The following is a 12,261-nucleotide window of genomic DNA, read 5'->3' on the forward strand; positions in this document are numbered from 1 at the left end:
GCGCTAACGAACCTACTGCACCCTAAAAGGCCGATTCTCAAAGGTTGCAAGTTTTAACGAACTTCAATGACCTTATTTCGGTATAAAATGCATTAAAAGCTCGAAATCAGCCAAAATCGAAGATATAAGGTCTCTGTGATTCATTACACCTCAGCTCTGAACATAACGGAGCAAATAGCGTGCGTTAGGTTCTTTAGATCCCCAAAAATTAACAAAGGTTGGTCGATCTCAGGTACTTATGCATGACTAACAGGACAGTCCTACCCATGACCTACCCAAGTCCTGTCTAAGATTTCCCCAAGATCCTCCTAAAATCTTCCTGAAATCTTCCTAAAATCTCCTACGGCCTTCCTACGATCTTCATATAATATAAGTTCGCTATGATGTATATCGGTCCTAACATATGTTTACCTTCCGAACCGCCCCGTCACGGGCACCTTACGAGTACTGGCTTCCATTGTGCCTGAACATAACGGACAAGCCGGAGGACCAGACGCCGCCTTTTTGGATGCCTTGGCGGAAGGACCATCCGGCTTCTGGCGCAGCCAGGCTTTACAAGTGGAAGAACTGCACTTCCAGATCGCTACGGTCTCCGTGTGTTCTGCACCTGAAGAATGCGACTCCGAACTGTTGGAGGACGAAGCTGTCTGACTTACACCTGTTGTGCTGAACGCCTTGTGGTTGCCAATTACACCGCTCCCGCGTCGTTCACTGAGACGATCCTCGTCACGTTCATCGAGTACTTCAAAATCACGCCGATCACTTTGACGGATTGCGCTGCGCTGATCTGCACTTCGTAGATCTGAACCACGCTGGACTGGACTCACTGCATCCCGTCCCTGAGACCGTGAACCTGAACGGGCGTATGCTGCATTTCCATTTCTATTCTCACTGCCGTTAGCTTTACCATTCGTGTTCCCGTTTCCCCTCCAGTTGCTGCTACCACTGCCATATGACGCGTGATTGCCAGTTGGGCCATCCTCGCGGTTTTTGCGTTTGTCCGGAACCTCCATGCCGAAGGCTTCCAGCAGAAAGCGGGAAACGTCCGCCGGTTTTCCGTGATGACTGGCGGGAGAAGTGACGTACAAGTGCTGTTTGGCCCGTGTAATGGCGACATAGGCAAGCCGTCGCTCTTCTTCGAGCGCCATGTCCAGTTCGGCATCAGTCTGCTGCACCGTAAGAGCAGCCTTCTGGTCTTCGGGGATATCCTGCCGCAATGCCGTGCTGTGAGGCACGATTCCTTCGCTGGCTCCGATCCAGTACACACATGGGAATTCAAGCCCCTTGGCCCGGTGAATCGTCATCAGCTGGACTGCATCGCTGTCCTGTGCACGGCGCAGCGATTCCATCTCGCGGTGTCTGCGGGAGAGTTCATCGGCGAATTGAATGAACTCTTCTACGGTTTCGAATTTTTTGGCGGCCGCTTCGAACTCATCCAGTGTCTCCAGCATCGTTTCCTTATAATGGGTAATGATGCTTGGATCACCGCTTTCCATATACTTGTCGTAAAACTGGCGGCGCATCTCCTGGATCGCAATTACCGGTTTCAGCTTCGTCAGCGATTTGATCAGCTTGATGCGTTCCTTGACCTGTTCTTGTTGGAAGGGCTTCAACTTGTCCCATTTGGCCAGATGGATGAGCGGATATTTTTTCGCCTGCTGCTCTTCACTGCGTTGAATCCATTCCAGTCCGGCATCTCGGGACACATAGAGAGGCCCTAGCGCACTTGGCAATGCGTCCATAGCCCGTGGGTTCAGCGACAAGCGCATGTGATCCATTAAAGGTCTGATCAGGGACTGATCATAGAAGACCGGGGAAGCACCATGTTGTACAAACGGCACATCTTTCAACACAAGCTGCTCAAATATAGCTCGACTGCTGCTGGCTGTCCGATGCAGGATCGCGATATCTCGATACGTATGAAGACCTTCCTCAACTTGCTGACACAACTGGTTAACAACCCAGGCGGCTTCTTCCTCGGCATTGGAGGGAGTTGCGAAGCGCGGTGCTTCTCCGCGATGACCAGCTGCGCGCAGTCGCTTGTCACGTCTTCGTTTGTTCCGGGCGACCAATTCACTGCCCAGTCCCAGAATACGCGCATCGCTGCGGTAGTTGATATCCAGCGTCACGATGCGTGCACCGGGGTAAACTTTATCGAATTCCAGAATGGATTCCTGACGTGCCCCGTTAAACGTATAGATCGTCTGGTCATCGTCTCCCACTACCATCAGATTGCGATGGGCGGCAGCCAACTTTTGTACAATTTCATATTGGAGACTGTTGGTATCCTGGAACTCGTCAACCATAATATACTGAAAACGCTGTTGAAGCGGCCCCAGTACAGCAGGATCACGTAACAATGCGGCAGCTCGCAGCAAAATATCATCAAAATCCATTTTATTGCGGTCCCGCTTCCAGGTTTCATAACCAAGGAGAACACGTTTGGCATCTCGTTCCTCCTGTGATTTTTCGGGAAGATCACTCGTCTCTGAGCCTTGCATCTTCCAGGCGGACAGCATAGCCAGCAGACTCTCAGGCTGAAACGCCTCACTCATACCATTCTGGCGCAGAAGCATCTTAAGCACGGTATGCTGCGCGCGTGACTCACCAAAGATCTCCTCCTGCACGCCGTAATGACGCAGCAGCGTCAGCGCGAACGAGTGGAATGTACGGGCCTGCACTGCTCTTGCGGATGCGGGCCGAATGCCAGGAAGCGATGCGATGCGTTCTTTCATCTCCGTGGCAGCTTTGTTCGTGAACGTCACCAGCAGGATGCTTCCTGCGTGAGCGCCACGAACCTCCATCAGGTAGCCGGCTCGTGCAGCCAGTACGGTTGTTTTGCCGCAGCCAGCTCCTGCGAGAGTCAGCAGGGGTCCTTTGCCGTGGCGAACCGCTGAGATCTGAGGTCCATTCAGGCGGATGCCTACCTCTTCCAGAGAACGGAAATAGGGTGCATCCCGTTCATCACTGGCAACGAGCTGCCTGCTGGTCTCCAGTGGCGCTGAAGGGGATTGGGGCAAGGATGCCGCCGGGGTAACCCCGAGCGGACGGGGGTAAAACGTTGAGTTCGGACTTAACATCATTAATCCACCTCTATATGCATTCAGGGATAGGACTATCCCGGCTTAAAAGTAATTCATTTGCCCTTTTCACAATCGCATTGTAAATTGGTATGATAGGGATAACCGCCCAATTAGGCGGATTAACAGGGCCAAAGCTTCATTATACCCGAACGTATGGTCCTGACGAAAGCCCCCGAATTCATCCAGCATCGGCAGAAAACGGGCATCCACGCGAGATTTCGCAACTTTTTGGCATGATATCGTATAAGTTATATACTATAAAAAAATCAAATGAAAATGGATTGTGGAACAAATAGGTGTTGAATCAAAAGGTTCAACTTCTGACGGGACAGAGGAGGAGAAGTCATGAAACTGCTTCAACGAATTAAGAACGGAGCAAACAAGGCAACAGAACGTGCCCAGCACGCCGTTGAAATCGGAAAAATAAATAATCAGATTGTGGGCTTGCAACAGGAACAGGAAGTCCATTTTACAGATATGGGTCGTATCTTCTATGAAGGTTATCGCGCACAGGACATGACGCGTGCCGAAAAAGAGATGGTGGATCTATCGGGGCTTTGCGATGAATTGCAGGATGAGATCGATGGTCTGCGCAACAAGATTGCACTACTCAAAAATGAGCGTTTATGCGAGTGTGGGCACGTCGCTTCACTGGATGCCAACTTCTGTCCGAAATGCGGACGCAAGTTGGGTGAATTCAAAGCCGCGGCAGCGTCTGTGGGGACGACAAACCCGGCGAGACAGGAAGCGGCTGTGGCCCACAGCCCGGAGCAACCGATCTATGATGCGCCAGTTGAAGAGGAACTGGAGGAAGTGGAGCCGTATCACACAGTAATTCCGTCCATTGCGGACCTGGAGACCGAATCTGAGTATAATAGTTCGGAGTTTACCCAAGAGGAAAAGGAAGCTTTCGATGCCGAGTGGGAACGCCGCCGGGATGAAGAAATGCAGCGGGAGCGTGAACGCCAGCAGGAGCTGGATGAGCGCATTCGGTACTGGAAAGAAAACAATCCGGTCGTAAACACGGTGGACGTACAGACCGAAGTGCCACGTGAAATGGTGAATTGTCAGATTTGTGCAGCGGAGCTGCCCAAAGGCTCGAAGTGGTGCCCACGCTGCGGAGCAGAGCAGATCTGATGCAGTAGAAGCGCTGTCGAATTATTGTGAGATAGCGCTGGTTGCTTACAGCATGGGGGGACGGGAATATGGACCAACTGCTGCATCATTTGCGTCATCTGGGGTTTACCGAGATGGAATCTAGAATTATGGTGGAACTTGCTCGTCAAGGCTCAGCCTCGGGATATGAGGTTGCGAAAAGGCTGGGTGTGTCCCGTTCCAATGTGTATGCTACCCTGCAAAGGCTGGAACAGCGTGGATTCCTGCTCTGCAGCGCAGGAGAGCCTGCGAAATACAGTGTCTTGAAGCCTGAGGAGATGACAAGCATGATCTCCAGTCAGATGCGTGCATCCCTTGAATATGTGCAGAGCAGTATGCCACAGCATGAGCCGGAGAAGCCGGTCTTTTACAACATTGAAGGCGACAAAAATGTTTTGGAAAATCTGAGCCGCGAACTGGCTGAGGCCAAACATGAAATTGTGGTGGACGTGTGGCGTGAGGAAGCGGAGTTGCTGCGTGCTGACTTGCAGCGTGCCGAGGACCGCGGCGTGCGCCTGTTATGGTCATGTGATGGTGGAGAAGGCATAATAGAGCAGCCTGCTCCTTGGCCTGGTCTGCCTTCTATCGGAACAGGTAATGGCCGAAAGTTCTCTTTAGTGGTGGATCGTCGTTGGTGCATGATAGGGATGCGCGGAGAATCTTGTGCCACTCAGGCGATGGTGACAGAACATCCGGTGATGACCGGATTGCTGCTGAATCATTTTGCTCAGGAATTAGTGTTGTATGAGTTGGAGCAGGACATGGGGGAAGAACTGGAGTCCCGTTACGGATATCGATACCAAAACCTCTCAGCACGTTATTGGACAGTCGCTTCAGAGGAAGTATGAACTCCAAAATACATCGCTTAAAGGAAGCAGGCGTTGCCATGAGGCAGACGCCTCTTCATGCTAGTTAACAGAAGCAGTGATGTTCATCACAGCAAATGTTCCCTGTTGAGCTAATGTAATAGGGTATGAAGTCATGCTATTTTTGAGAAAATGAAGCTATGAACGTAACTTCATCATAGGCAAAATTGGCTAATTTTTTGGCACGTGAACTAACGCTTCAAGTACATCGATATAATATTCCGTACCGTGTGGCACGAACTCGGCTGCTCTAATTTCGCGCATGTGACGTGTTTGAACGTGAAGAGGAACAGGGTTACTATTGGCCTGAACCATCTGGTCGGACACTGATTGTACGGCCTGCACTCCTGCGGCTTGAATCACATGGGTTTCACCACGGAACAAGGCAATCAGGTCATCCAAAGGCACTTCGTATAGGCTATCGACTTCGCTTGCCTGTAAGGTATAGGCTTCAAGAGGCTGGTTCAAGCACAGCCCAAAGACGGAGCTGAATTCCCGATCGATAAAAGGTACACCGCGAACCTGTCCTTCAAGTTGCTGTCTTGCCGTCAACAGGTAGGTCAGCGTTTCAAAGGGCACTTGCACACCCAATTCTTCCTCAAGCTCACGACTGGCTTCATGCAGCTGTTCGCCGGCAGTGAGATGCCCTGCTGCTGTAATGTCGTAACATCCGGGGAAGGTATCCTTGATATCCCGTCTTCGCTGAAATAGAACCAACCGCTGTGAACCTTCGTCCCGCACGATCCAGCAGTGGAATGAACGGTGCCAGAATCCCTTGGCATGGACCACGCTGCGCAGCTCCGTACCTATCCAATGTTGCTGATCGTCGTAAATGTCGAAACGTTCTGGGGTCATGATACGTATCTCCTTATATAGCAATTTTTAAAGTTCAAAATTTCACAAAGTATGTTTTAAACGAAAGGGGAACCATCTTATGGAATGCATTGTACACTTTCAGGTCATTTATCCGCAACCTCAGGAACGCAAAAGTCTTAGAGGATTGATTATGGTAGGGCAAGGCCAAGAGCCGGCGAATAGCCAGTTAATAACGATGTTCAAGGATATGGGATTCAACGTACGTTTGGAAGACGAGAGCCAATTGTTGTTCAAACCTGTGGATGCATCGATGAATTTTGATTACATCCGCGTAACAGAGCTCGATACCGGGGAAGAGGTTTATAAGGAAGATCGGGATTTGAAGTCGATTTTGGAGCACTTGTTGCCGCGTCGATTCTAGTTTATAAGACCCTGCTTGTGAGATAAAGAAAGGCCCCACCTTTATGGTGAGACCTTTCATGCGGGAACCGATTTGATTCCCTGCCCTGTGCGGGATTGTAACAACTCGGATGAAAAAGAATGACGGACAGATCAAGCAGGAGTTTTTTTACATAATGCTGTATGGAAACGATTAAGCCGTTGCGCCGTTACCTTCTGCTTCCAGCTCTGAAGTACAGTGCGAACAGCGAGTAGCCGCAGCGGGAATTTCAGAGAGACAGTATTTGCACGCCTTGGTCGTTTTTTGCGGCTCGGGCTTTTTGTGTTCCTTGCTTTTGATGTAATTGATACCCTTCACCAGCATGAAAATACAGAAAGCGACGATGAGAAAATCAATCATCACGTTGATGAACTGCCCATATGCAATTACCGTAGCGCCAGCCTCATTGGCTTGAGCGAGTGTTGTGATCTCCTGTCCGCTGGCAGTACGCATATCCCAATCCAGATTAATGATTTTCTGACTGAAATCAACCCCTCCAAGCAACTTACCTACCGGCGGCATGATAATGTCATTCACGAGGGACGTGACAATTTTACCAAAAGCAGCTCCGATAATGACCCCGACCGCCAGGTCGATGACGTTGCCACGTACAGCAAATTCTTTAAATTCCTTCAGTACGCCTTTCATGTCTGCAAATCTCCTTTACCCAATAAATTCATAATACAGGCGGCGTTTCCATCGATTCTCCGTTCGGACACGCGCTTCCGTTCTCATATTGTACATAAAAACACCGCAGCAATCATCTCTTTTATGCAAATTAAGACAAGTTTCCGCAACTTCCATGAAAATACTTCTTTATTTCACGGCGCCGATTCGGTATACTTCTAACATTATCAGTTCCGTTCACACTTTTACATTCAGGTTCGCGATTATACATTGTACCGAATCATGGAGCTTAAAAATTAAATATGCCGACTCGTATATGTGCAGGAATAGGCCTGCATGTTTCTACCCGATCACCGGAATGATCGGACTACGGGAAAGATCTGCAACGTTTTAAGGTATGGAGAGAGGATTCTCGGGCAGCGTGTCTGAAAAAAGCATGTTCAGGCCCTTTCATATCCTTTCTTGGATAGGGAGTTTCGAGGTTTGCTCGGAGTTAACCGGTTATCAAGCTCGTCCATTACACTACACTTGCAGTATCCATACGGCTTGTCCACATACGTACAAGTCCGTCTTTTCCCGTCTCCGGTTCTTCCGCAGCGTGTAAAAAGGCGGGCTTTTTGTTTTTTTTCAGCGGGGATCGGGGTCATGCAGGCTTCTGTACGGGAGGGCGCACAGGGGGAAGAATGACGATGCAATTGTTAAAAGACAAAGTAATACAGGAAGGCATTGTCCTGTCCGAGCAGGTACTCAAAGTGGATTCATTCCTGAACCACCAGATGGACCCGGTTCTAATGAAGGAAGTCGGTAAGGAGTTCATCCGACGTTTTGAAGGGGAGAACATCACACGTGTACTGACGATTGAATCCTCAGGGATCGCACCAGGCATCATGACTGCGCTGGAACTCAACGTGCCGCTTATTTTTGCGCGGAAGCAGAAGTCACTTACCCTCACGGAAGACATTCTGGTTGAGAAGGTGTACTCCTTTACGAAGCAGGAGACCAATGAAATTACAGTTGCGAAGAAGTTCATGCAGCCAGGTGACCGTGTACTGATCATTGATGATTTTCTCGCCAATGGCGAAGCAGCATTTGGTCTCGCCCGCATTGTGGAGCAAGTAGGCGCTGAAGTGGTGGGAATTGGCATCGTGATTGAAAAGGCGTTCCAACCGGGAGGCCGCTTGCTGAAAGAAGCAGGATACCGTGTGGAATCGCTGGTTCGCATCGGGGCGTTGTCAGACGGTCAAGTTACGTTTGCGGACGAGGAGGTCACGATCTAATATGGCACGCGAACGTATTTTTCAGCGGCATCGGCATCCGATCAAAACGTTCTCGCTAGGTCTCCAGCACGTACTGGCGATGTATGCAGGAGCTGTCGTTGTACCGATTATTGTCAGCAAGGCCCTTGGTTTTACAACGGAGCAGTTAACCTATCTGATTGCGATTGATCTGCTCGCCTGTGGTGTGGCAACACTGCTTCAAGTATGGGGCAATCGTTTCTTCGGAGTGGGGCTTCCAGTCATGCTTGGCTGTGCCTTCCAGGCCGTATCACCGATGATTTTAATTGGGATGAAGAGCGGCGTGTCTGCCATTTATGGTGCGATCATTGCATCAGGGATATTCGTTGTATTGTTCTCAGGCATTTTTGGCAAATTGATTCGGCTCTTTCCACCAGTCGTTACCGGATCAGTCGTGACCATTATTGGTTTGACCCTGATTCCGGTTGCGTTCAACGATCTTGGTGGCGGTCAGGGTGCAGAAGATTTTGGCAGTGGTGTTCATCTTCTGCTCGGATTCGGCGTATTGTTGTTCATCATTCTGATGACACGGTTCACGACAGGATTCGTTCGTTCCATCTCGGTGCTGATCGGCCTTCTCGTGGGCACCGTCGCCGCAGGGCTTATGGGTGAAGTGAACTTTGCGCCAATTCGTGAAGCGAGCTGGTTCCATGTCGTGCAGCCGTTCTACTTTGGTACCCCGACGTTTGAAATTGTACCGATTCTGACCATGATTCTGGTGGCGATTGTCAGCGTGGCAGAATCCACTGGTGTATTTATGGCTCTTGGCAAAATCTTGGATAAAGACTTGTCTTCCAAAGATCTCGCCCGTGGCTATCGTGCAGAAGGTTTGGCGATTGTGCTGGGTGGTATTTTCAACTCATTCCCTTACACGACCTATTCACAAAATGTAGGGCTTGTGCAGATGACTCGTGTCAAAACGCGCGATGTTATCGTTGTGGCAGGTGGACTGCTTGTGGTCATCGGCTTTGTGCCGAAGATTGCTGCGTTGGCACAGCTTGTTCCAGGTTCTGTCCTTGGCGGGGCCATGGTTGCATTGTTCGGTATGGTCGTATCCTCTGGTATTCGTATTCTGGGCAGTCAGGTCGATCTGAACCGTCATGAGAACCTGTTCATCATCGCCTGCTCTGTAGGCATGGGGCTGGGTGTAACGGTTGTGCCTCAATTGTTCGCAGGTGCACCGGACTGGGCCCAGATTATGCTCGGTAACGGAATCATTGCGGGTAGTTTTACGGCGATTTTCATGAATTTGCTCTTTAATGGTCTGGGTACTCAAACAACGGCTGCCAAAATGGCTGAACGCCAAGCGGATGTGATCCTCGGAGATAACAACAAGTCGGCGTAAAGTGTAAAGAGATGATAGGGTTGTTATCCTTTGCCTGAACGAAACGCCTTCAACATGTATGTTATGTTAACTTTAAATTCCTTATGTGATAAATAATAAATGCTATGAATATTAAAGTTACACGGCTTGAACTATTCAGGGGATAAATCATCCATCCTGTGAAATGTTATTGATGGCATAATACATGAAACACCGGAGACCTTGCTCGTTAGAGAGCAGGAGATCCGGTGTTTTTTCTTTTTTTTACCGAAAACAAGATGGATTATTATGTAGACTCACGGGATGAACTACTTTTGGATGAAGCCGATAAAGACTCGTTACATATTACAGATGCCGCATCTGTTTCTCTGCAAAGTCTCCGACCCAGGGCAGCTTCAGCCATTTGCCTTGCAGACTGGTGACCACCATGAGAAGCCAGACCACCACACCAAGCAGGGACAACAGCGATGCCAGCAGTGGCCCAAACAGCGGGAGGAATGCACATAACACATGACCAACCATGATGATGCCAAATACCGTGACGGATTGAAGTGCATGAAACAGAACGAAACGGCTACGTTTTTCTACAGCCAGAAAGACGATTCCACCTACAAAAGTGAACAGATAACAGAGCATGCCGGCAATATTTTCATCCAGACCGCTTGACGATTTCATGGGGGACATCCGGTCCAGCCTCCTTTGTCCTTTTTAACTAGGCTATGAGGGAGGGGGACAGAACTGAACCGGTTTGATCAAGGAATGTTCCAGATGGACAAAGAAAATGTAACACTGAATATAGGTAACACCACGTGAGACTATAGATTCATTTGAAAATAGAAGTGCGTATATATACATCCAATTTGAGACTTTCTACATATTCAAAATATTCCATAAAATTCCGAATTATATAAATATAATTATAAAGGGTAAACCATTAATTAATTTGAGATATAAGGAGGCTTATTCATGAATATATCCGCAACAACGTACGGTCAAGTTCGGGTAACACCTTACGAAATCGTTCGTCTTCAGACCCTTGAAGTGAATAAAACGATGAACGGACATGCACGAATGAGAATGACGGCAGTGATACCGGAAGCTCGTAAAGACAGCTATGTGCAGGCAACAACATCCCAAACCGATATTAAAGTGAAAATTGCCGATGACGATGGACATGAGAAGGTTTTTTTCTCCGGTGTGGTGCTGCACGTGAAAGTGAACGTCATTAACGATGTACATACACTTATGGTTGAAGCGGTGTCCCATACCTACTTGTTGGATGTAAAACTGCACAAGCGTTCCTTTCAAAACCCTAATCTGTCCTACAAGAATTTGGTACGCAAGATTATTTCTCCCTATGAAGGTTCAGATGTCATTGACTTTGCTACAGACGGCCGTAAGATCGGAGATTTTGTGATGCAGTATGAGGAAACAGATTGGCAATTTATCAAAAGGATGGCTTCCCATTTCTACACTGGAGTTGTTCCGGATACAGCTTCGGGTAAGCCAAAGTTTTATTTTGGCTTACCCGAAGGCCAGTATAAGGGAGAATTGCAAGCATCCCATTACACAGCAACCAAACGAATTGCCGACTATCGATCTGCCAAGGAAAACAAAGTACCGGGTGTCAAAGATCCGGATTATATCGTATACGAAGCGGACAGCAGGCAATGGTTCGAAGTAGGGAATGAAGTAGAGTTTAAATCCAAAAAGTGGATTGTAGGTGAGGCGAAGACCCGATTCATCGATAGTTTGCTAAATCATACATATTCCTTATTCCCAGCAGAGGGGCTTCGTTATAAGAAGAGCTACAATACTTCCATTATTGGCGCTTCTATTCAGGCTTCGGTTCTTCAAGTCAAGGGGGACAAAGTTCGTGCGAAGCTCGATATGGATGAGCAGCAGGATGAGAGCACGGCCTATTTCTTTCCCTATTCAACGATTTATGCTTCCGAGAACAATACGGGCTGGTATTGCATGCCTGAAGTGAATGACAACATCCGTATTTATTTTCCGAGCAAAAAAGAGGAAGATGGCATCGCCATAAGCTCTGTAAAAAGGCAAGATCCTGAGATTGTACCGGCTGCACCGAAGCAGGTTTCAACCGCATCACCAGCGGTTGGAAAGGGTGGTGCTTCAGGACAGTCTGGGGGAGGTTCAAGTGGGAGCAATCGAAATAGTTCAGGCGCAAGTGCAGGCGGAGGAACATCTAGTGCGGCCAGCAGAGTAGCCCCACCCCCGGTGCCCGAAGATCGAATGGGCAATCCGGACATCAAGACATTCCGAACCAAGTATGGGAAAGAGATCATGCTGGCTCCAGACAAAATTGTGATCTCGGCGGGTGGAATGTATATCACGGTCAGTGACGAGAATGGCATCGAGATTGTAAGCGATCAGAATGTCAGTATTACAGCGGGTCAGGATGTCGTCATGTCTGGACAAACCATTCGAATCGCAGGCGAGAAGGTTGAGTTAACCGGAAAGGGCAATACCATCACTTTGGAAGAAGAGTTGAAGATGCACGGGGCGGAGATCAAGATGAATTAGCCAAGAGTGGTAGAAAGGAAGAGATATGAACAAAGCGGAAGCGATCGCACATTTGCAGCAGGAAACATTGGAACCTGTACTTCAGGATCATCTCTCAAGCCTCCGGGTG

The 12,261-nt window shown here is 48.8% G+C and carries 10 protein-coding genes and 1 riboswitch; of the genes, 6 read left to right on the top strand and 4 right to left on the bottom strand.

The genetic code is table 11. The features are described 5' to 3' along the window. Window positions 1-407 precede the first annotated feature (407 nt). Entirely contained in the window at window positions 408-3,080 is a 2,673-nt protein-coding gene (locus MHB49_RS03310; protein WP_405157028.1) for a UvrD-helicase domain-containing protein, read from the bottom strand. A gap of 348 nt (window positions 3,081-3,428) precedes the next feature. Between MHB49_RS03310 and MHB49_RS03315 the strand changes: the two genes are divergently transcribed. Together MHB49_RS03315 and MHB49_RS03320 are read left to right on the top strand one after the other, a co-directional pair. Further along, window positions 3,429-4,220 carry a zinc ribbon domain-containing protein gene (locus MHB49_RS03315; protein WP_405155020.1) on the top strand — a complete coding sequence of 264 codons (792 nt, stop codon included), beginning with the start codon at window positions 3,429-3,431 and terminating at the stop codon, window positions 4,218-4,220. Window positions 4,221-4,288: 68 nt separating this feature from the next. Further along, a complete protein-coding gene (locus MHB49_RS03320; protein ID WP_247900570.1) occupies window positions 4,289-5,086 on the top strand; it encodes a TrmB family transcriptional regulator in 798 nt (265 codons plus the stop codon). Window positions 5,087-5,275: 189 nt separating this feature from the next. Here MHB49_RS03320 and MHB49_RS03325 read toward each other — a convergent pair whose 3' ends face one another. Then, window positions 5,276-5,959, bottom strand: coding sequence for an NUDIX domain-containing protein (locus MHB49_RS03325; RefSeq protein ID WP_405155021.1), 684 nt, complete (start codon window positions 5,957-5,959; stop codon window positions 5,276-5,278). Between the two features lie 79 nt (window positions 5,960-6,038). Here MHB49_RS03325 and MHB49_RS03330 point away from each other — a divergent pair, with 79 nt between their 5' ends. After that, window positions 6,039-6,341 (top strand): hypothetical protein, encoded by a 303-nt coding sequence (locus MHB49_RS03330; RefSeq protein ID WP_247900572.1) that lies wholly within the window; start codon window positions 6,039-6,041, stop codon window positions 6,339-6,341. Between the two features lie 171 nt (window positions 6,342-6,512). Here the strand turns inward: MHB49_RS03330 and mscL are convergent, their stop codons facing one another. Continuing rightward, the gene (gene mscL, locus MHB49_RS03335; protein ID WP_405155022.1) at window positions 6,513-7,007 is read right to left on the bottom strand and encodes a large conductance mechanosensitive channel protein MscL; all 495 of its coding nucleotides are present in this window, start codon (window positions 7,005-7,007) and stop codon (window positions 6,513-6,515) included. 269 nt (window positions 7,008-7,276) lie between these two features. Continuing rightward, a riboswitch (purine riboswitch) is annotated at window positions 7,277-7,376 on the top strand. 299 nt (window positions 7,377-7,675) lie between these two features. On the opposite strand from mscL, the gene MHB49_RS03340 reads away from it, so the two are divergent. Both MHB49_RS03340 and MHB49_RS03345 read left to right on the top strand, forming a co-directional pair. Then, entirely contained in the window at window positions 7,676-8,263 is a 588-nt protein-coding gene (locus tag MHB49_RS03340) for a xanthine phosphoribosyltransferase (protein WP_024632141.1), read from the top strand. 1 nt (window position 8,264) lies between these two features. Then, the gene (locus MHB49_RS03345) at window positions 8,265-9,626 is read left to right on the top strand and encodes a nucleobase:cation symporter-2 family protein (RefSeq protein WP_405155023.1); all 1,362 of its coding nucleotides are present in this window, start codon (window positions 8,265-8,267) and stop codon (window positions 9,624-9,626) included. A 324-nt stretch (window positions 9,627-9,950) separates the two neighbouring features. Here MHB49_RS03345 and MHB49_RS03350 read toward each other — a convergent pair whose 3' ends face one another. After that, window positions 9,951-10,289, bottom strand: coding sequence for a DUF4870 domain-containing protein (locus MHB49_RS03350; RefSeq protein WP_079348816.1), 339 nt, complete (start codon window positions 10,287-10,289; stop codon window positions 9,951-9,953). Window positions 10,290-10,571: 282 nt separating this feature from the next. Between MHB49_RS03350 and MHB49_RS03355 the strand changes: the two genes are divergently transcribed. Beyond that, on the top strand, window positions 10,572-12,152 hold the full coding sequence (locus tag MHB49_RS03355; RefSeq protein ID WP_405155024.1) for a hypothetical protein: 1,581 nt from the start codon (window positions 10,572-10,574) through the stop codon (window positions 12,150-12,152). Window positions 12,153-12,261 lie beyond the last annotated feature (109 nt).

The organism is Paenibacillus sp. FSL K6-0108 (assembly GCF_045040695.1).
Lineage (GTDB): Bacteria > Bacillota > Bacilli > Paenibacillales > Paenibacillaceae > Paenibacillus > Paenibacillus pabuli_B.